Genomic DNA, 20138 nt, shown 5'->3' on the forward strand with positions numbered 1-20138 from the left:
GCCTACACTTCAACATGAATGTTAACGAAGTAATTTCCAATCGCTGCTGTCAAAATTATCACAGAACAACAATGAAAGCTATTGCGATCCAAAACGGTTTCGGCATCCACCATCTCGAATCGATTGAAGTGCCTAAGCCGCAACCTGCTACTGATGAAGTCCTGGTCAAAATCCAAGCCGTTTCACTCAACTACGTCGATTTGATGGTAGTCACTGGCAAGCTGAATCCTAACCTACCCCTGCCATTTATACCAGGGGCGGATGGGGCAGGCACCGTTGAACAAGTGGGCAATGATGTGACTGCTTTCAAACCTGGCGATGCAGTAGTCACGACCTTCATTCCCAAATGGACTAGCGGCGAACCGACCAAGCAAGCCGTAGACTATGCGACACGCCAAGGGGTCGGCTCTCCCGGACAATTAAGCGAATATAAAGTCTTTAAGGTAGATCGATTGACAAAGGCTCCTGCCAATCTCTCGGCTTTAGAAGCGTGTACTTTACCCGTGGCTGGGTTGACTGCTTGGAACGCGCTGCACTATGCCAGTGTCACAGCAGGCGAGACGGTATTACTACACGGCACGGGCGGTGTTTCGATTTTTGCCCTTCAGTTTGCCAAAGCACTCGGTGCCCATGTCATTATTACATCGAGCAGTGATACTAAACTCCGACGAGCCAAAGATTTAGGAGCCGACTATCTCATTAATTACCACACTACACCTAACTGGGAAGAAACAGTGCTCTCATTCACTGATGGCGTTGGTGTTGACGCAGTGCTCGAAACCGTCGGCGGCAAAAATCTCGTCCGATCGCTCAACGTATTGCGAACGGGCGGAAGCATCTCGATTATGGGTCTACTTGGCGGTTCGGAAATGACGATCAATGCGCTGTCCCTGATGGAACGACATGCGACGATTCGCGGCATGGAAGTTGGCAATACGCAGGATTTTCAGGACATGAATCAGGCGATCAAACAGCACGACATTCATCCAGTCATTGATCGCACTTTTACTTTCGACGAGGTAAGAGCGGCATTTACCGACCTGGAGCAAGGGAAACATTTCGGCAAAATCGCGATCAAGATTTAACTCAATTCAAACCTTAACTAATTACAAAGTGAAACCTTGATTATCACCCCTAATCTCAACGGCAAGCGTGGCATCGAACTACTTCAAGACCCTTCCTTAAATAAATCTACAGCCTTAACGGAAGCAGAAAAACAAGCGTTGGGATTGGTGGGATTAGTCTTCGATGTTATCGAATTAGAAGATATCTAATTGCGGCAGGTGATGCAACAACTCGGACACAAAGGCACCGATCTCGCTTTGCTGCGATCGCAATTTCCTGAGTTGCTGACGATGAATAAGTGGCTCGCAAGAGCTGGCAGGCGATCGCTGATGTGCAGTTGCTTTTTAGGTAGCGAATCCGCCTCATTAAGAAACAGATTTTGTAAACTTCACAAAAAAAATCATGACGACAAAATTGACGGTTCTAGTCGCTGGTGCTACTGGGATGCTGGGTTCTAAGATTGTTTCGGCTCTACTTGACAAAGGCGATGTGAATGTGCAAGCAATGGTGCGTTCAGTTAACGACAGCAATCCAGAAAATCGTAAAAAGATCGACGCAATGAAAGCTTTGGGCGCAACGATAGTCGAAGGCAACGTGATGCAGCCTGAAACCCTACTGCCAGCGTGTGCAGGAGTTGATGTTGTCGTCTCTGCGATCGGCAATAATGAAGTAACCGTGCCAGGACAGAAAAACCTGATTGATGCGGCAAAACAGCAGAACGTGAAGCGGTTCATTCCCTCCGATTACTCGGTAGACTATCGCAAGCTGGACTATGGCGACAATGATAACTTGGATATGCGGAAGGAAGTGTTTGAGTATCTCCAGCAAAGCGGTTTGGAATATACCTTAGTTCTCAACGGGGTATTTATGGAATTTATTACCTATATGCCACTGTTTGACTTAGAACATCAGATATTTCAATTCTGGGGCGATGGTGAAACGCCGCTCGATCTTACCACTACTGATGATACCGCCAAGTATGTGGCTGAAGCGGTGAGCGATCCAGGCTTAGGAAACATGGCATTAGAAGTCGCAGGTGACACTCTAACCGCGAAGCAGTTGAAAGCCATTTATGAAGAGGCAATGGGCAGCAAATTAACCGAAAAATCATTGGGCAGTATTGCCGAGATGAAAGCTTGGATTGCTAATAAAAAAGCGTCAGCCAGTTCACTTGAAGAGTACGTTTACGACCAGTATATGTACGCGATGGTATCGGGTAAAGGCAAACTCGATCGGATTGGGAGCGATCGCTATCCCCACATTAAACCTAAGACGGTTAAGCAATTTCTGAGCAAAGAAAATTCCTAAAACGGCAGCTTTAGTGAAAAAACTGATGGTGCCTTTGTGTCTTGCTTGCGAGTGAGTTCGTTACGAAGCATAAAACAGAGCAGCCAAATGAGAGTTTTAACAATGCATCGACTTGCATTGTGAATGCATCTTGCGGACTATGTTTCAAAACACACCTTAGCTAGAGTTTCTGTGCCAGATTGCCGTGATACTATACGGCTCATTCCTGTTGTTGCTTGTAGGAGATAATTATGGAAATCAGTAGACGCAGCTTGTTAAAAACTGCTTCTGCTTCGGGATTAGTGGCAGCAGGACTTGCAGTTTCGGAAGGATTTTTGCAACCGACCCTCGCCGAAACAAAACCTGTTGATGAAAATACCCAACTCCTAGCCCAAACACCCGCTTCAACTCGACGCGGCGAAATGTTGTATCGCAATCTCGGACGCACCAAAGAACAAGTATCTGTGATTGGCTTGGGAGGGTATCACATTGGAAAAATTGAAGAAGAACAAGAAAGTATCAAGTTGATCCGCAGTGCCATCGATCGCGGCATCAACTTTATGGATAACTCTTGGGACTATCACAACGGACGAAGCCACCGTTGGATGGGAAATGCTCTCAAGAATGGTTATCGCCAAAAGGTCTTCTTAATGACAAAAATCGATGGTCGCACCAAAGCTGCTGCCAAAATGCAGATTGATGAATCGCTCAAAGATTTACAAGTCGATCACATTGATTTATTGCAGCATCATGAAATACTGCGCTTTGAAGACCCCGATCGCGTCTTTGCTCCTGGCGGCGCAATGGAAGCAGTGGTAGAGGCGCAGAAAGCAGGCAAAATTCGCTATATCGGTTTTACAGGACATAAGAATCCCCAGATTCACCTCCAGATGCTAGAAACTGCTGCACAAAATAATTTCCGCTTCGACACTGTGCAGATGCCATTAAATGTTATGGATGCTCATTTTAGAAGTTTTGAAAATCAGGTACTACCTGTGCTAGTGAAAAACAATATTGGTGTCCTGGGAATGAAATCAATTGGAGAGTCTTACATTCTCAGAAGCAACACGGTTAGTGCGATAGAGTGCTTACACTACGCAATGAATTTGCCTACCTCAGTTGTAATTACAGGCATTGATAGCATGAGAATTTTAGACCAAGCCTTCGAGGCAGTCCGCACCTTTGAGCCAATGGATCGCGCACGAGTAGCAACACTGTTAGCACGTACCCGTGAGGCAGCAACTAAAGGGCAGTACGAACGATATAAGACCACAACCCAAAATGATAGTACAGCGATGAATCCAGCTTGGCTGGGATAAATATTAATGCAATCAAATGAATGAACTAAAAGCAATTTTAGAAAGCTTCGAGTCAAGTCAAAAAATTGGTAAAATCACTTTCCTTGCCACTGTAGTCAAAACTCAAGGTTCAACCTATCGCCGACCAGGTGCCAAAATGTTGATGACAAATACAGGTGAGATGATTGGAACAATCAGTGCTGGTTGTTTGGAGAATGACGTATTTGAGCATACTCAACAGCGAATGTCAGATGGCGAACCAATTGTTGTTACTTACGATAACACCGCCTCTGAAGATATTCTTTGGGGCTTTGGTCTGGGATGCAATGGAATAGTGCAAGTTCTCATCGAACGTCTTGAGAGAGAAAACACGCCGAATGCGATCGCTTTTATACAGGAGTGCTTTAATAAAAAACATTTGGGTATTATTGCTACAGTTTTTGCATTTGAAGGCGCAGTAAAAGTCAAACTTGGGTCGCGCTTACTGCTATATCCAAATGGTAAAATTATCACCGACATCAAAGATGCAAATTTAATTCAATCTCTGCTGGCAGATAGTCAAGCAGCTTTTGTTCATCAAAAGTCAAAGGTAAATAACTATCATTTACCTTTAGGTAGTGTAGAAGTTTTCATCGAAGTCATCCAACCACCAACACCTTTAATAATATTTGGTGCAGGTTACGATGCTGTACCTGTAGCACAGTTTGCTCAATCATTAGGTTGGGACGTTACTGTAGTAGATTGTCGAGCTAATGAAGCAACTAAAGCGCGATTTACTATGCCTTGTGATGTGATTCTGACTCGGCGAGAAACTGTACAAAAACAGATATTTATAGATGCCTACACGGTTGCTGTGGTCATGACGCATAATTACCTTGACGACCTGGAAATTTTAAAAATGTTGCTGGCATCTCCTGCACGCTACATAGGAGTTTTAGGCCCAAAGCCGCGTACTGAAAGATTACTTGAAGATTTACGTTCGCAAGGAATAGTTTATACTACTGAACAATTAAAAAGATTGCATGGCCCTATTGGGATTGACATCGGAGCGGATACACCTGAAGGAATAGCGATCGCCATTATTGCTGAAATTCAAGCTGTGCTAACAAATCGCAGTGGTAGTTTTTTAAAAAATCGCAATCAACCAATTCATCAATCCTATGAAAGCAATTCAAACTTGCTACTTACCACATAGTTTTTATAAGAAGAATTCAGAACTCAGGAGTCAGCATTCAGTATTAATTCTGTACGAGTGGGTGACGAATATTGGTTAAAACCTCGCCCGAAGTTAAGCGAAAAAAATTAAAATATTCTTGCCTTAGAACTCTATCCCTTTATGGGTAGAGTATTCTGAATTCTGTATTCTGACTCCTGGTTTATCTGTTATGGTATTTAACACTGAGCAAATAGACAATGAGAAATCAACTATAGCCATTATGATTCTTGCTGCTGGTGCATCTACTCGGATGGGTACACCTAAACAACTATTGCTTTATCAAGGACGTAGTTTTTTGCAATACATTACAGAAATGGCGATCGCTTCAGTTTGTCAACCTATAGTAGTAGTACTTGGAGCAAATGCAGAACAGATTTATCCCCAAATTAAGCAACTTCCCGTTACAGTAGTTAAAAACTTGGATTGGGCTTATGGAATGAGTGCTTCAATCAAAAGCGGTATTGAATTGTTAAATAATCTTCCTCAAAAAATAGAAGCAGTAGTTATTACACTTTGCGACCAGCCATTTGTTTCTCACCAAATTATTAATCAACTTGTTGATGCATATTATTCCACAAAAAAACCGATTATAGCTTGTGAATATGCAGGAACATTAGGTGTACCTGCTCTATTTAGTCAGATATTTTTTTCAGAACTTGCCGCTTTGAAAGAAAATTCAGGAGCAAAAAGAGTTATTAATAAAAACCTTAATGAAGTATTTTCCATTCCGTTTCCACTAGGGGATATCGATATTGATACACCAAAGGATTACGAACAATTGATATCAATTACCAAAGCACAGAATTAACTTATTCTACTGCGATGATGTCCCCGGCTTATCGCCAGTTTAAGAATTCAGAAGCAAAGCCGTAGACTTTTTCGTTAGCTTTGCTCATACCAATCGTAATACTCGCCAAAGGCGAGAAGCAAGCTAGGCAATGGGCTTCTTTATGGAGACGCTGCGCGAACGTAGCGGGGCGATCGCGCAGTGTCTTGTAGAGAAGAGAGCAATTAAACCAATTCGCAATTCGCAATTTGAAACTAATTGTCTAAGAAGCTGTAGATTGTAATTTTTCTAATCGTGCCAGCACTTCTGAACTATGAATGTTTGGGTTGACTTTGACGAAAGTCTCGCGCAATATGCCTTGAGGGTCGATGATAAAACTGTGCCGCATAGATAAAAAGCCCAGCCACGAACCGTAAGCTTTACTCACTGAACCATCAGTGTCAGCCAACAGAGGAAATTTTAGCCCCTCTGAATCACAAAATTCGGCGTGAGAATCAATATCATCAGCACTTACACCAATAATCTGAGCATTTTTTTTGACGTATTGGGGTAAATCTTGCTGAAAACGGCGAGCCTCTATAGTACAACCAGAGGTGAAGTCTTTGGGATAAAAGTAGAGAACTAGCCACTTACCGCGCAAGTCAGAGAGAGAAATTTTGCCATTACCTGTATTGGTTGGCAAAGTAAACTCTGGTGCGGGTTGATTAATTGCAGGAAGTTTACCACCAAGAGCGTCAGCAGCAGGGGTAAAATTCAGCCAGCTGATGAGAGAAATACAACTGGCAAATAATATGCTTAAAAAAGTGCGGCGGGAAATCATGGTGAAAACCAGAATTACAACTTTACACAAGTTTACAATTCTTCGTTGCTGCTAATCTCACTTTAAATCAGATTCGGTTGGGGTATCTGTGCTTTCGATGTATTGGCTATCTAAGAGAAAGGCTCCCCTAGTAAAGCGAATACCCCAATATCCACCAGGTCTGCGGTCAATGACTATACCCTCTTCGCCAAGGTGAATTACGTCGGGTGGGCGCAGCATGGGCATAGGTTCAGCAGTTTTTACGTAAGGCGGTAGTGCCACAACCCGCACTTTACTACCAATTGCAAATTCTTTAGACATTTTAATCAAGCTAGGAGTTTTGAATTAACTCATAACTCATAACTAGCTTAAAAGTCTACTAAATGGGGCATTGGGAATTGGGCATGGGAATAAATAGGGAAAGGGAAAGGGGAAAAATTTCATCCCCTTTCCGCGTCTTCTGCAAGAAGTCTATTAATTTTTGACTATGAAAAATAATGCTTAGGCATTAGTCAAGTTAGCTATTTTTTGAAAAATTATTATTGAGGATTGCCTTGTTGACGGCGCGAAGGAGCATTTTGACGGAATTGCTCTAATTTTTGGCGCTGTTCGGCGGTCAAGACTGCTTGAATCTGTTGTTTTTCAGACTCCCGGATTTGTCGGAGTTGGGTTTTTTGTACTTCACTCAGATTTAAGTCAGCATAACCACCCTTTCCTCGACGTTGACCTGGTTGGCGTTGACCTGTTTGCCCCTGAGCCTTACGCGCTTGCCATTCAGCTCGACGTGCTTGTTTTGCTGCGTCTAACTTGGCCTTTTGTTCTGGGGTGAAAACAGCCTCCATTTTGGTGCGGCTATCACGACGAATTGCCTGAATTTGGGTTTTTTGAGTATCTGTTAGACCCAATTCTTTCCAAGGGCCCCTTTCTTTCTGCGGAGTTTGTGCAAGTAACACGGGTGAAGGAGAGGCTGTTTGGGCGTTAACAGCAAAGGAGGTTGCACTTAAAGTTAGAGCGATCGCTCCAGCGACTAGCGATAATGCTTTTAGTTTCATTGCTTGTTTTGTAGGTTTTTCCTGGTTGGATGCCACTATCATAAGAATTTCTCTTTAGTAATCACATGAGGAGAAAGTCATGGTTTTACCCATGACTTTAGTCATGATTGAATTTAGACAAACATAATTGATAATAAAGAGTTAGTAGCTATAAATAATAATTTTTTTGATTATGATGAATTTATAAATCTTTGTTTAGTTTATTACATAATGTTCTTATACTCTACATTCACTCTTAATTTTTCAAAAAGCGAAAATTTTAAATGACGGATGCTATCGTTAAAACAATCTATAATCCTAACTTTTAACTCTTAAATTTTAACTACTAAATCCTAACTTTTAACTCATTTATGACTGGAGAAACGTGGCTAATGAATCCTCCAATTCAAATTAAGAAACATCCTTTTCCGTCTCTACTTTATCTAGAGTGGACATTACTGGCGATCACCGCATTGACAGCCTTTATACCACCTCCGTTAAAGCATTTTCGTCCTAAGCCTCCAGAAATCTCAATTTGTGGTGCATTTCCAGACTTGTCAGTTTGTAGCATATTACCAGAACTATCAATTTATAGTCTGATTATTTTTGCAGCGATGGGTTTAAGATTACCCAGAAATAACCAGAAGAATAAAGTAATCTACACAACTATTGAAATTCTGTTAATTTTAATAATTGGACTTTTTGGAGAAAGATTTGCTCGATTATTTCCGTTTCTTTACATAATTTTAGTGACTCGAAGTTGTTTAATTTTTCAGTTAAATGGGCGTTTATTCGTTACAGGTTTATCATTTTCCTTATTTTTACTTACTACACAACTAAAATATCAATTATTCAATTTTCAAACATCGCCACAAGCACAAGAGCGATATCGATTTTTGATTTTGAATTCGTCGCTGGTATTTGGCTTAAGTTTAGTTTTTGTGTTGTTAATGATGAATGCAGTATTGTCTGAACGGCAAAGTCGAGAAAAGCTAGCGATCGCTAATGAAAAACTGCGCCAATATGCCATGCAAATTGAAAATCAAGCTACCTTAGAAGAACGCAACCGCATTGCTCGTGAAATTCATGATTCATTAGGACATTCTCTAACTGCTTTAAATCTGCAATTAGAAACTGCTTTAAAACTATGGCAAGCTAACCCGGGTAAGGCTGAAACATTTCTAGCAACAGCAAAAGAATTAGGTTCAAAAGCCCTAAAAGATGTCCGTGAATCTGTTTCTACTATGCGCTTGAATCCCTTACAAGAACAATCTTTAGAACGGGCGATCGCTAGTCTTTCAGAAAATTTTCATCGCTCAAATGGTATTTTACCAATTTATCAAATTAACCTGCAATATCCTCTACCACCTGAAATAAACACCGCTATTTACCGAATTACTCAAGAATCTTTGACAAATATATCTAAATATGCTTATGCCACAGAGGTTAAACTGGAACTGGCTACGAATAGAGGTAATTTGCGATTGATAATTCAAGATAATGGTAGAGGTTTTGATTTAGGACAAAATACTACAGGTTTTGGACTTCATAGTATGCGCGATCGCACTTTAGCACTTGGAGGTGAGTTTAATATTAATAGCACTCCTGGTTCTGGTTGCAAAGTTACAGTTAATATTCCCTTAATGAGGTTGACATAATGATTAAAGTGCTGTTGGTAGATGACCAAGGTTTAATTCGTCAAGGATTAAGAGCGTTATTAGAATTAGAACCAGATTTAGACATAGTAGGAGAAGCAGAAAACGGGCAACAGGCGATTAATTTAGTTGCTGAATTTCAGCCCGATGTAGTATTGCTAGATATCAGAATGCCCATTATGGATGGAGTTGCAGCTACGCGAGAAATTCAAAAACGCTTTGGCAAAACTAAAATTTTAGTACTGACGACTTTTGATGATGATGAATATGTATCAGCAGCGTTGCAAAATGGGGCAATGGGTTATCTATTGAAAGATACACCCTCAGAAGAATTAGCTGTTGCTATTCGTGCCGTTTATAAAGGATATACTCAATTAGGCCCAGGTATAGTTAAAAAGCTGTTAACTCAGTTTTCTAATGGTACACCAACCCAATCACCCCCTGTACCGTCTACTTTAGCTGAACTCACTCCGAGAGAAAAGGAGGTTTTGCGGCTAATAGCTACAGGCGCTAGTAACCGAGAAATTGCTCAGGAACTCTACATTTCTGAGGGGACAGTAAAAAATCATGTTACGAATATTTTAAACAGATTAAATTTGCGCGATCGCACTCAAGCTGCGATTTGGGCAAATACTTATTTATCTTATTTGAATGAATCAAGTTAAATATTTCCTAATTCATCATGCTTATTTAAATAAATCCAAACATTCATTTTTTAAAACGTCTTTTGTGAGCTTGATGTTTTTAAATGACTTAGCAATCACTTCTTCGCAAGATATATTAACTTGTGATTGATTTAGGGTAATCAAATCTTGAATTGAAGCACCATATACGATTTCTGATAAACCACTCCAAACACAAGCAGTTGCACACATGGGACAGGGTTCACCAGTTGTATATATGCTATAACCTTCTAAAGAAGGGTTTTTAAGTTTAGCTGTTAAACTACGAATAACGTTAATTTCCGCATGGGCTGATGGATCGTTGTCTCTATTAACGGTGTTATGAGCTACGGCAACGACTTCGTTATCTTTAACAATCACAGCACCATAAGGCGCATCTCCTTTTTTTGCTTCTGCCAAAGCTAAACGCATAAAATATTCTGGGTTCATATAAGCTGAGGTTAACATAAGGATAATGATTAATAATATCGTATTTCTAATGCTATAAATGGGAATTAAGATTATTAATGATCGAATATGTTACTGAGCAGACAAGAAACAGAATTCTACTTAAAAGACCTAGAAACACCAATAGGTAAAGCGATTAATTTAACACTTGCCGTTATGGTGTTAATATCATCGGGGATTTTTGTAGCAGAGACTTATAATATTCCTGATTCTGTACGGTTTCAGTTGCATTTAGTCGATTGTGCGATCGTTATCATCTTTGCGGTGGAATATTCGCTTCGTCTCTGGAGTTCTGAAAATAAGATTAAGTATATTTTTAGCTTTTATTCAATTATTGACTTAATAGCAATTTTGCCTTTCTTTCTAGGACTGGTGGATATTAGCTTTATCCGCTTACTGCGATGGTTTCGGATTTTACGATTAATCAGATTGATAGATAGGAAATTTTTATTCGCCACTATCAGCACCGAAGATGGAGTCATCTTTGCGCGAATATTATTTACATTATTTACAATTGTTTTTATTTATTCTGGCTTAATTTATCAAGTAGAGCATCCGGTTAATCCTCAAAATTATGGTACGTTTTTAGATGCTTTTTATTTCTCTGTTGTCACAATGACAACTGTAGGGTTTGGCGATGTTATTCCAATTTCGGGATTAGGGCGCTTGCTAACAGTCCTGATGATTTTTACGGGAATTGCGCTGATTCCTTGGCAAGTGGGAGATTTAATTAAGCAAGTTGTGAAAACTGCTAATCAGGTAGAAACAGCTTGTTCAGGTTGTGGTTTGGCTTTTCATGATGTAGATGCTGGTTTTTGTAAAAGGTGCGGGACTAAGTTACCTAGTCGCAGGGTTGATTCAGAGAGTTAAGTTGTGGTACTGACGGAGGATAAATTTTAGGGTGTGCTACAATCTTGTGGTAAAGTAGATGACAAACCTGAGAAAGCCAAATGTTCTAAAAAACGCTGCAAACATTGAGTCATTTAATTTCTCTTACTTTCAGTAATTTCCTAACAAGGAGTAAAGGCAATGAATGCATTACTGCATAATCAAATTGCAGATATGTATGGGCCAGATTTTTTACTGTTTTATTGCTTTGTCATTGGGATAACTTTGGTAGTTTGCCGACAGCTAGTGCAAGATCCAACCAAAAACCAGCCTCTGCCGTTAATTCCTGCTGAACCAGATCCCTACGAAATCGCGTATTTGCGTTCTCAAGAAACAGGAATCGCCAATGTAGCGTTATTTGACTTGATTGTTCGGGATTATTTGCAAGTCAATGAACAATCCATCAGCCAAGCACCAAATCATCCTGATTTATCTCACCTAGAGCCTATAGAGCGTGAGGTATTTGATAAATTCTCTTCTTCTTCCACAGCTAAAACATCTGTTTGGTTGGCAACGCAGAGTATCCAGTCATACAGCAATGCCTATAAAGAAAAACTCCAAAATGAGCAATTGTTGTATGCTTTCCAGTGGCAAGAACGGAATATCAAAGTTGGCTTGATTGGGGCGATGATTATTTTCAGCTTGGGAGGCTATAAGCTGCTCATCGCCTTGGGTAAGGGACGCTATAACGCAAGTTTATTAATCACAATTGGTGTATTATCCATTATCTTTTTGCTGTGGTTTGTCAGTAGACGTACACATCTCAGTCATCGGGGAAAAATGTATCTGGAACAACTGCAAGAAACATTTACTCGATTGCAGCAGAAAGCAAAATTCGATATCCCTTCTGTATTTGACTACAATTTGCTAGTAGCACTATTTGGAGTTGAAGCACTGGCTAGAACCTCCTACGACTCATATTACAAAGCGTTTTTTCCACCAACATATTCTAGAACAGCTAGCTACTCTAGTAGTTCTGGTAATAGTAGTTCTCGCAGTAATAGTTCTGGCACTAGCTCCTCATGCAGTAGTAGTTCTGGCACTAGCTCCTCATGCAGTAGTAGTTCTGACAGTGGTTTCTCATGCAGTAGTGGTTCTGACAGTGGCTCTTCATGCGGTGGTGGCTGTGGTGGTGGTTGCGGTGGTGGTTGCGGTGGTGGCTGTGGAGGAGGTTAACAGCAATGCTTTCTCATCTCCCTAGTTTAGGCGTGGGGTTGGGTTTTCGAGAACCGTTTAAAAGTGATCTGTTTCTTAACCGTCAGCAGGTTGACTTTTTAGAAATTGTTGCTGAACACTATTTAGATGCATCTTGGCAAAAACAGCAGGAGTTAGAATTGCTTGCTGCTCATTTCCCAATAATTCCCCACGCGATTAATCTTTCGTTAGGTAGTGCTGAAGGCTTGGATACAGATTATTTACGCAAACTTGCAGCATTAATTAAGCAACTCAACCCGCCTTGGTGGAGTGAGCATATCTGCTTTACAAAAGCGGGTGGAGTCGATATCGGGCATTTGTCGCCCCTACCTTATACTCAAGAAGCTGTGGAAGTAGTCTGTCGCAACATTGCCGAAGTTCGTCGCTGGGTTGATGTACCACTGATTCTGGAAAATATCACTTACATGGTGACGCTTCCAGGTGCAGAAATGACTGAAGCCCAATTTTTAGCCGAGGTGGTAGAACGTTCTGATTGTGGACTGTTATTAGATGTAACGAATCTCCACACTAATGCTGTGAACTATGGGTATGATGTCCATGACTTTTTGCAACAGTTACCGTGCGATCGCATCGTACAATTACATTTTGTTGGTGGACATTGGCATGATGGTATATTAATTGATAGCCATTCGCAATCCACACCACAGGAAGTATGGCAACTTATGGAGGAAGTTGTTGCCCGTGTTCCAGTTAAAGGGATTATCCTAGAACGAGATGAAAACTTGCCACCTTTTGCAGAATTGACAAAAGAACTGCAAAAAGCACGGGAGATTAGCAGGAGTAATGGGAGATGGGGTTAGCACAAACCCAACAAGTTTTAGCCCAACTTTACACCAATACCGATTTCAGAGAGCGTTTCTTTGCTAATCCAGAAGCTGTTTGTGCAGAGTTGGGGCTAAGTTGCGATGAAGCACAAAAGTTAGCTCAACTCTCAGCAAAAGAGGTAAATATCTTTGCCAATTCTCTGAAGTGGAAACGGTTGGGAGAAGTACGCGAACTACTTCCACGCACTGCGCGGGCGTTAGGTAAAAATTTTACTGCTTTGTTTTGGCGATATGCCCAAACCCATGTACCAAAAGGAATCAAAAAACATAGGGAAGATGCGATCGCTTTTGCTAATTTTATCGCCATTGTTGAAAAGGAAAACCCAGATCCACCTTGGATCAGTGATTTGGTGCGCTACGAAAAAACATGGCTATTGGCTTATGAACCTACTAGCCGCTTAATTGTGTGTTGGTTTCGTTATCCTGTTGGCATAGCGAGTGCAGAGGGGATGAAGCGCCAACCAACGATCGCAATTTGGTTTCGGTTCTCAAAGCGATCGCAACTGCGGCATATTGTACGCTCACTATAGCGTGTTAATTACCAGGTAGTTCACGCTAAAATAATCTTTCTCTGGCGATCGCTCAAAGAAAGAAAATATAACCAATGTCTAACCTCAACCTCATTTCCGAATATAAAAGCTTTGGTGGCAAACTCGGCTTTTACAGCCATCCCTCCTCAACCTGTAACGGTGAAATGCGTTTCGCTGTCTATCAACCACCACAAGCAACTCAAAAACCTGTGCCGATTCTCTATTTCCTCTCTGGGTTAAGTTCCACAGAAGAAAATTTTATGGTGAAAGCAGGAGTGCAGCGTTTTGCAGCTGAGTACGGTTTGATATTGGTTGCACCAGATACAAGTCCGCGTAATACTGGCATTGCAGGTGAGGATGATGACTGGGACTTTGGCACAGGTGCGGGCTTTTATGTTGATGCTACAGAGGAACCGTGGCGTAAAAACTACCAAATGTATAGTTATGTTGTCCAGGAACTACCTGCTTTAATTACTGCAAATTTCCCTACGCAACCTGAAAAACAAGGCATTTTCGGTCATTCAATGGGGGGACATGGGGCGCTTGTCTGTGCAATGAGAAACCCAGAACTTTACAAATCAGTATCAGCTTTTGCACCTATCACTGCACCTATGCGTTGTCCTTGGGGTCAAAAGGCTTTGGGTGGTTATCTTGGCAACAATCAAGAAAGTTGGCGTGATTATGATGCTAGTGAATTAGTCAAAAAAGTAGGATATCACAGTTCGATTCTCATTGACCAAGGGACTGCTGATAAATTTTTAGCTGAACAATTAATGCCTGAAGTGTTTGAGCAAGCTTGTGCAGATGTTAGCCAACCGCTAAACTTGCGTTACCAAGAAGGCTATGACCACAGTTATTATTTCATTGCCAGTTTTATTGAAGATCATATCCGCCACCATGCATTAGCGTAGCTTACCGTAGGTATCGCATTATTAATTACAGCAGTTTTCATATATTTAAACCCTGCATTTCCATTTTTATTTTTGAACAAGACTACCAAAAATGATGGTGGAAAAGTCTAACAAAAATAATGTAATATCAGCTTTGGGTGATAACTTTTAATAAAATCTATCAATGTAGCGACTGTCTTAAAAGCCAAGCGATCTTTGATGAAATGGCGATACATGACAGATATATAATTGGTTCAACTTTGTTTCTAAGCAAATAAATATGAGTGATTTTGACCAGTCTCAACATCGAAAAGATTATATTATCCTGTTAGTAATTTGGCTGATAGCATTAGCTATAGATAGAGCTTGGTTTTTCATGGATGACTCGATTCCAGCCTTCGATCAAAGCGCACATTTAGCTACAGCATTACATCATTATAGAATTTTTCAAAACTTCAATATTTTCTCAGGAGATTGGTGGTTATCTCTGTGGGAATTAACTCCAAGTTATCGCGCTCCTTTTGTATATATTTGCACTGTTCCATTTTTGATGTTATTTGGACGTGGATATGACCAAGCAAGTTTGGTCAACTTATTATATACTGCGATGATTATAGTTTCAGTATATCATTTAGGTAATTTTTTATTTAAGAACCGAAAAATTAGCATAACTGCCAGCATATTTTGTGTGTTATTTCCTATTTTGGGAGTTACTAGGACAGATTATTTAATAGATTATGGTTTGACAGCAATTGTTACAGTAACTTTTACCGTTTTAACAATTTGGAAAGATAGTTGTATTGGGTTTGTATCATGGGCGTTAACTATCCTTTTGGGCGTAGGAATAGGTTTAATATTATTATCTAAACCTACAGGTTTTATTTTTATTTTAGTTCCTAGTATTTGGGCATTAATTAGTTTTATTAGAAAACGTAGATTTGTCAAGCTAATTCAAGCTTGCTTATCTTTAATGATAGCTTGGTTAATTTGTAGTTTTTGGTATGGCTTAAATTGGTTAACAATTATTACATCAGCATTAAACGCTAACGAAGTCGGAAAAAGAGAGGGCGATCCTTCTGCCACAACTATTGCTGGATGGTTATACTATCCACAAATGATTCCAGAAAGCGTTGGTTTACCAATATTATGTGTGAGTATTGGCATTTTATTGGTTTATCTGATTAAATCTAAATTTACTACTAATTTAATTTCAGTAAATCTCCATAAGTCGGCTCGAATTTGGTTATTAGTTACGTTAGTAAGTAGCTATATAATTTGTACTTTGGGCACAAATAAAGACATTAGATTTATTCTGCCATGTTTTCCGATAATTAGTTTAATATTGGCGGATTTATTCAATTTAATTGAAAATATATATTTTGATAGATTGAGATTAGTCACTCTACTAGTAAGTACCATATTTTTACTAAATAATTTGTTTCCATTACCTCTAATTCAAGCATGGGGTGGTAGACATTTACCTAATAATGATGCTAAGGAATATCCGCTGGAGAAACTGATAAACAAAATCACCGAAATCAATTTATATTTAAGGTCGAATTTAGGGGTAATTCCTGTTTCTACACCACAAATAAATGAGTATACTTTAAATTATTTTGGGGCATTAGCAGATTTTCGCGTATCTGGTAGAAAATTAACAACCAAATTATCTCAGGTAGAACAAGATTTACAATATTTTTGTTGGTATATTACTAGAGATAATGAACCATATAACCCTGGAGAAAGTGGAGAGACTAAACGAAAATTAAAATCTTTAGTCGAATCTTCTACTGATTTAAAATTACAGGGCAATTGGATATTACCTCATGGAGATAAAATGCATTTATATAATTGCAAAAATCCTCCTGTAACTGTTGAAAAAATAAATAATAGTCAGTCTGTAATTAGTCTAGAAAAAGTAGCGATTTCTCAGCAATTAATTTTAGATAAAAGTAACCCTGTAAATTATGAAATCACAGGTTCATGGGATGATTTGCAAAACGGTATATTACTGTTAAGATGGCAAAATACCCAATCATCTTGGTATCATGATCATGCTATTGGTTTGGGTAATTTATACTGTGGTATCAAATGTCATCCCGAAGGAACTTTCCGAGTAAAAGAAGCCTTGGCGACATTTATTCCTAAAACACTACCATTAGGAAGATATCAGCTATCAGCACTATATTTAGATAGAAGAAACAACAAAACCACATCTTTAAATATTCCAGATATTACGGTAGATTTAACAGATGTCGGAACAGTAGAAAAATCGCCAGCTTTAGATTTAGTTACCCGAACTTCGCAGCTAGCCCAAGAGTTACAACAGGGTAAAATAAATAATATATTTGTGCAAGTAGCTCATTTCAATCAATACGATCCTACTCAAGATTATTTAAAACAAATTGATTTTGCGGCTAATTATTATCTGCAAACAGAACCAAATAACTTAAATTGGCGTTACACCTTAGTCTTATCACAACTTTTACAGCGCCAAGTCCCAGAATTAATCCAAAATTTAAAAGAATTAACTAAATATGATGCTCAGAATCCTTACACATGGATTTATTTAGCTTTTGTTTATTTATATAATTTTCAACCTGCACAAGCTGAACCAAATTTAGCGATCGCAGAACAATTAAAACCAGATATACCAGAATTAAAAACCTTAAAAACTGTAACAAATATTATGAAATTTTTGCCCCTACAATGGTTTTCTACCAAGGAATAGGAGAAAGGGAGGGCAACCTTGGTGTTACAAGCGGATAACTGAGCCTATAATTAAAATTGTTGGGGAGACTCCAAAGCATGAGTGAAACTGCAAAAAAACTAAACTCAACAAAAACGGCAATATTTTCAGGCTTACCATAGACTTTCAGCTTAAAATAACTAAGTCAATCTTCACACCAAGCTTAATCTCAGTATTTAAGTTTGTAATGCGTAAAACTTACCATACTGAGGACATCAGGCAAAAATATGGCTACAAAAATTCCTGTCACAGTAATTACAGGCTTCTTAGGTAGTGGAAAAACCAGCCTAATTCGCCATCTGCTACAAAACAATCAAGGACGCCGCATTGCGGTTTTAGTCAATGAATTTGGCGAACTGGGTATTGATGGCGAATTGTTAAAATCCTGTCAAGTTTGCCCAGAAGATGGTGAGGGCGACACTAATATCTTTGAATTAACTAATGGCTGCTTATGCTGCACCGTGCAAGAAGAGTTTTATCCGATGATGCAAGAGTTAATCAAGCGGCGAGATAGCATCGACTGCATTTTGATTGAAACCTCTGGTTTAGCCTTGCCAAAACCACTGGTGAAGGCTTTTCGCTGGCAAGAAATTCGTAACGCCGCCACTGTGGATGCGGTGATTACTGTAGTAGATTGTGCGGCTGTAGCGGCGGGGACATTTGCTAGCGATCTAGATGCGATCGCAGCCCAGCGCCAAGCAGATGATAGTCTAGAACACGAAACACCCTTGCAAGAACTGTTTGAAGACCAACTTGCTTGTGCAGACTTGGTAGTATTAAATAAAATTGACTTGGTAGATGCTGAGGCAAAAGCCAGAGTTGAGGAATTGATTAAGCAAGAATTGCCCAGAGTGGTGAAGATTGTCGAAAGCAATGGTTCTCAACTAGACGCATCTATATTATTAGGATTCCAAGCCGCAGTGGAAGATAATTTAGATTCTCGTCCTAGTCATCACGATACCGAAGAAGACCACAATCACGACGAAGAAATTATCTCAACTAATTTAATTTTGGATCGTACCTTTGACCCCGAAAAGTTGCAACAGCAGTTGCAAACATTAGTGCAACAACAAGAAATTTACCGGATTAAAGGTTTTGTTGCAGTGCCTAATAAAGCCATGCGCCTAGTGATGCAAGGTGTAGGAACCCGATTTGATAAATTTTACGATCGCCCCTGGAAACCAGAAGAAGCTAGGCAAACGCGTTTAGTTTTTATCGGACGTGATTTGAAGTCTTCAGAAATCGAATCACAACTTGTAGCTTTATAAAGCTACCCAGATACCCGACTTTTTTGATAAGTCGGGTATCTATACCCTGAGAGTTACAAGTTATGAATAACTAGTTAATTCAGAACAAATAATAACTGAAAATTCTTCACCTTACAAAAATATGACGTCCCAACTATTTAACATTGCCAATCTTTTTGTATTGCCTTTTTGGGCATTGATGATTTTATTGCCAAATTGGAAAGTGACACGGCAGATTATGTCATCATATTTGCCCTTTGTGCTGTTAGCTGGGGCGTATGTGTATTTGTTTATTAACAGCATTACGCCAGAAAATGCCCAAGCGTTATCAAATCCCCAATTAGCCGATATTGCGCGGTTTTTTACAGATGAAACGGCTGCTGCAACAGGTTGGATTCATTTTTTAGTGATGGATTTGTTCGTCGGGCGTTGGATTTATTGGGAAGGACAAAAAACAGGTATTTGGACAATTCACTCCCTTGCACTGTGTTTGTTTGCTGGCCCTATGGGATTATTGTCTCACATCTTAACTGACTGGATTACTAAGACATTTTTCCCAAAGTCTCAGCAGAATGAAACGGTGACAGTAGAAGAAAAAGCTGCGTCATAATGTTGCATATAGTAGGGTAGCACAACTATGTTACCCTACTATATTAATCACTAAGCGTTGTCGTGTCTATAGTCGGCATCTAACCAACAGCGTGGTAAAACTTCACCTGAAGGAAAAACAAGATTTTCTTTTTTAAAACTTTCAGGTTGCTGTTCTTCTTGACCTTCTTGGTCTTTTGCGTGAACAACATCATTATTCGGGTCAATTAATTCCTGAATCTCAACAATCTTTACCAATTCGCCACTATCTTTGACTTGTAAAAGCATAGAAATTGCCTCAATGAGTTTGCATGGAAGTTCAAAGCGAGTCTCAAAATAAACTCGCTCAAATATCAACCGATTTTGAACGCGGAGATTCCTTAATTGTTAAAGGAAATTTTTATCAGATATACACACATAAAATTACACGAAATGAATTTGTGTGTATCTGTAGAGTTCATTTTTATAAAATAAATACAGCAGATTTATACCTAATCCAGAACCTAAAATCGAATCGGGGAATGCTGATTAATAAAATTATCCAGCTAAGATAATCTTGGTTTTAGCCATTAAAAATCACGTTGATATTTTTCCAAAATATCTACTAAATTTACTTGGCATTGCAGGGGTAGTAAATCGATTAAAGGAACTTCACGTTTACCGCCGCCAATTTTTACTGGAATCGATCCCAAGACTTGTAAAACCCGGTCTTCATTGACAGCGTTGGAAGTAATTAAGGGATACAGTTGCTCGGCAACAACTGTATGCAGTTTGGCATTAGATAAATAAAGATGCCATTTGGCAACGTCTATGTAGACGTTTTCGCCAATTTCAGCTGCTAGGGCTTCTAGTAATTCTGTGGTGTTAGTCTTAGCCATAAAAATAACCCTACATTAAGAAAAAGTGCGAAATCTCATGCTTTTTTATATTATGGCTCAA

24 protein-coding genes are annotated in these 20138 nt (G+C 39.5%); 17 read left to right on the forward strand and 7 right to left on the reverse strand.

The window, feature by feature from the left end:
- The first annotated feature begins 71 nt into the window (after positions 1 to 71).
- The 7 genes from RMY00_RS13085 (at position 72) to RMY00_RS13115 (ending at position 5674) form a co-directional block, all read left to right on the forward strand.
- On the forward strand, positions 72 to 1085 hold the full coding sequence (locus RMY00_RS13085; protein WP_322647960.1) for an NAD(P)-dependent alcohol dehydrogenase: 1014 nt from the start codon (positions 72 to 74) through the stop codon (positions 1083 to 1085).
- 36 nt (positions 1086 to 1121) lie between these two features.
- Positions 1122 to 1274: a hypothetical protein gene (locus tag RMY00_RS13090; protein ID WP_322647961.1), complete on the forward strand. Its 153-nt coding sequence runs from the start codon at positions 1122 to 1124 to the stop codon at positions 1272 to 1274.
- A gap of 9 nt (positions 1275 to 1283) precedes the next feature.
- On the forward strand, positions 1284 to 1523 hold the full coding sequence (locus RMY00_RS13095) for a hypothetical protein (protein WP_322647962.1): 240 nt from the start codon (positions 1284 to 1286) through the stop codon (positions 1521 to 1523).
- On the forward strand, positions 1468 to 2373 hold the full coding sequence (locus tag RMY00_RS13100) for an aromatic alcohol reductase (RefSeq protein ID WP_322647963.1): 906 nt from the start codon (positions 1468 to 1470) through the stop codon (positions 2371 to 2373). Before RMY00_RS13095 ends, RMY00_RS13100 begins: the two co-directional genes overlap by 56 nt.
- A gap of 230 nt (positions 2374 to 2603) precedes the next feature.
- Positions 2604 to 3671 (forward strand): aldo/keto reductase, encoded by a 1068-nt coding sequence (locus RMY00_RS13105; RefSeq protein WP_322647964.1) that lies wholly within the window; start codon positions 2604 to 2606, stop codon positions 3669 to 3671.
- Positions 3672 to 3687: 16 nt separating this feature from the next.
- Positions 3688 to 4845, forward strand: coding sequence for an XdhC family protein (locus RMY00_RS13110; RefSeq protein WP_322647965.1), 1158 nt, complete (start codon positions 3688 to 3690; stop codon positions 4843 to 4845).
- 190 nt (positions 4846 to 5035) lie between these two features.
- Positions 5036 to 5674: a nucleotidyltransferase family protein gene (locus tag RMY00_RS13115; protein WP_322647966.1), complete on the forward strand. Its 639-nt coding sequence runs from the start codon at positions 5036 to 5038 to the stop codon at positions 5672 to 5674.
- A gap of 28 nt (positions 5675 to 5702) precedes the next feature.
- On the opposite strand, the gene RMY00_RS13120 is transcribed toward RMY00_RS13115, so the two are convergent.
- The 4 genes from RMY00_RS13120 to RMY00_RS13135 form a co-directional block, all read right to left on the reverse strand.
- Complete coding sequence (locus RMY00_RS13120) at positions 5703 to 5900, reverse strand: hypothetical protein (protein WP_322647967.1); 198 nt, start codon at positions 5898 to 5900, stop codon at positions 5703 to 5705.
- Between the two features lie 15 nt (positions 5901 to 5915).
- On the reverse strand, positions 5916 to 6473 hold the full coding sequence (locus RMY00_RS13125) for a peroxiredoxin (protein ID WP_322647968.1): 558 nt from the start codon (positions 6471 to 6473) through the stop codon (positions 5916 to 5918).
- A gap of 57 nt (positions 6474 to 6530) precedes the next feature.
- A complete protein-coding gene (gene sipA, locus RMY00_RS13130) occupies positions 6531 to 6773 on the reverse strand; it encodes a regulatory protein SipA (RefSeq protein ID WP_322647969.1) in 243 nt (80 codons plus the stop codon).
- 218 nt (positions 6774 to 6991) lie between these two features.
- On the reverse strand, positions 6992 to 7504 hold the full coding sequence (locus RMY00_RS13135) for a P pilus assembly/Cpx signaling pathway, periplasmic inhibitor/zinc-resistance associated protein (protein WP_322648106.1): 513 nt from the start codon (positions 7502 to 7504) through the stop codon (positions 6992 to 6994).
- A 371-nt stretch (positions 7505 to 7875) separates the two neighbouring features.
- Here RMY00_RS13135 and RMY00_RS13140 point away from each other — a divergent pair, with 371 nt between their 5' ends.
- Together RMY00_RS13140 and RMY00_RS13145 are read left to right on the forward strand one after the other, a co-directional pair.
- Complete coding sequence (locus RMY00_RS13140; RefSeq protein ID WP_322647970.1) at positions 7876 to 9141, forward strand: sensor histidine kinase; 1266 nt, start codon at positions 7876 to 7878, stop codon at positions 9139 to 9141.
- The gene (locus tag RMY00_RS13145; protein ID WP_322647971.1) at positions 9141 to 9803 is read left to right on the forward strand and encodes a response regulator transcription factor; all 663 of its coding nucleotides are present in this window, start codon (positions 9141 to 9143) and stop codon (positions 9801 to 9803) included. The genes RMY00_RS13140 and RMY00_RS13145 overlap by 1 nt, the downstream gene beginning before the upstream one ends.
- A gap of 21 nt (positions 9804 to 9824) precedes the next feature.
- On the opposite strand, the gene RMY00_RS13150 is transcribed toward RMY00_RS13145, so the two are convergent.
- Entirely contained in the window at positions 9825 to 10250 is a 426-nt protein-coding gene (locus RMY00_RS13150; protein ID WP_322648107.1) for a nucleoside deaminase, read from the reverse strand.
- 87 nt (positions 10251 to 10337) lie between these two features.
- Between RMY00_RS13150 and RMY00_RS13155 the strand changes: the two genes are divergently transcribed.
- The 8 genes from RMY00_RS13155 to RMY00_RS13190 all read left to right on the forward strand — a co-directional run bounded on the left by RMY00_RS13155 (position 10338) and on the right by RMY00_RS13190 (position 19221).
- Positions 10338 to 11138 carry an ion transporter gene (locus RMY00_RS13155; protein ID WP_322647972.1) on the forward strand — a complete coding sequence of 267 codons (801 nt, stop codon included), beginning with the start codon at positions 10338 to 10340 and terminating at the stop codon, positions 11136 to 11138.
- 159 nt (positions 11139 to 11297) lie between these two features.
- Positions 11298 to 12332, forward strand: coding sequence for a TIGR04222 domain-containing membrane protein (locus RMY00_RS13160; protein ID WP_322647973.1), 1035 nt, complete (start codon positions 11298 to 11300; stop codon positions 12330 to 12332).
- Positions 12333 to 12337: 5 nt separating this feature from the next.
- Complete coding sequence (locus tag RMY00_RS13165; protein WP_322647974.1) at positions 12338 to 13171, forward strand: DUF692 domain-containing protein; 834 nt, start codon at positions 12338 to 12340, stop codon at positions 13169 to 13171.
- Positions 13162 to 13725 carry a hypothetical protein gene (locus RMY00_RS13170; protein WP_322647975.1) on the forward strand — a complete coding sequence of 188 codons (564 nt, stop codon included), beginning with the start codon at positions 13162 to 13164 and terminating at the stop codon, positions 13723 to 13725. Before RMY00_RS13165 ends, RMY00_RS13170 begins: the two co-directional genes overlap by 10 nt.
- 74 nt (positions 13726 to 13799) lie before the next feature.
- On the forward strand, positions 13800 to 14636 hold the full coding sequence (fghA, locus tag RMY00_RS13175) for an S-formylglutathione hydrolase (protein ID WP_322647976.1): 837 nt from the start codon (positions 13800 to 13802) through the stop codon (positions 14634 to 14636).
- Between the two features lie 259 nt (positions 14637 to 14895).
- The gene (locus RMY00_RS13180; protein ID WP_322647977.1) at positions 14896 to 17346 is read left to right on the forward strand and encodes a hypothetical protein; all 2451 of its coding nucleotides are present in this window, start codon (positions 14896 to 14898) and stop codon (positions 17344 to 17346) included.
- A gap of 245 nt (positions 17347 to 17591) precedes the next feature.
- Positions 17592 to 18632 (forward strand): cobalamin biosynthesis protein CobW, encoded by a 1041-nt coding sequence (cobW, locus tag RMY00_RS13185; protein ID WP_322647978.1) that lies wholly within the window; start codon positions 17592 to 17594, stop codon positions 18630 to 18632.
- A 121-nt stretch (positions 18633 to 18753) separates the two neighbouring features.
- Positions 18754 to 19221 (forward strand): ABA4-like family protein, encoded by a 468-nt coding sequence (locus RMY00_RS13190; RefSeq protein WP_322647979.1) that lies wholly within the window; start codon positions 18754 to 18756, stop codon positions 19219 to 19221.
- A 50-nt stretch (positions 19222 to 19271) separates the two neighbouring features.
- Here RMY00_RS13190 and RMY00_RS13195 read toward each other — a convergent pair whose 3' ends face one another.
- Positions 19272 to 19487, reverse strand: a complete 216-nt coding sequence (locus RMY00_RS13195) for an acetyltransferase (RefSeq protein ID WP_322647980.1) — start codon at positions 19485 to 19487, stop codon at positions 19272 to 19274.
- 281 nt (positions 19488 to 19768) lie between these two features.
- Positions 19769 to 20077 (reverse strand): DUF3181 family protein, encoded by a 309-nt coding sequence (locus RMY00_RS13200; protein ID WP_190728677.1) that lies wholly within the window; start codon positions 20075 to 20077, stop codon positions 19769 to 19771.
- Positions 20078 to 20138 lie beyond the last annotated feature (61 nt).

Source organism: Nostoc sp. ChiVER01, assembly GCF_034531155.1.
Classification (GTDB): domain Bacteria; phylum Cyanobacteriota; class Cyanobacteriia; order Cyanobacteriales; family Nostocaceae; genus Nostoc.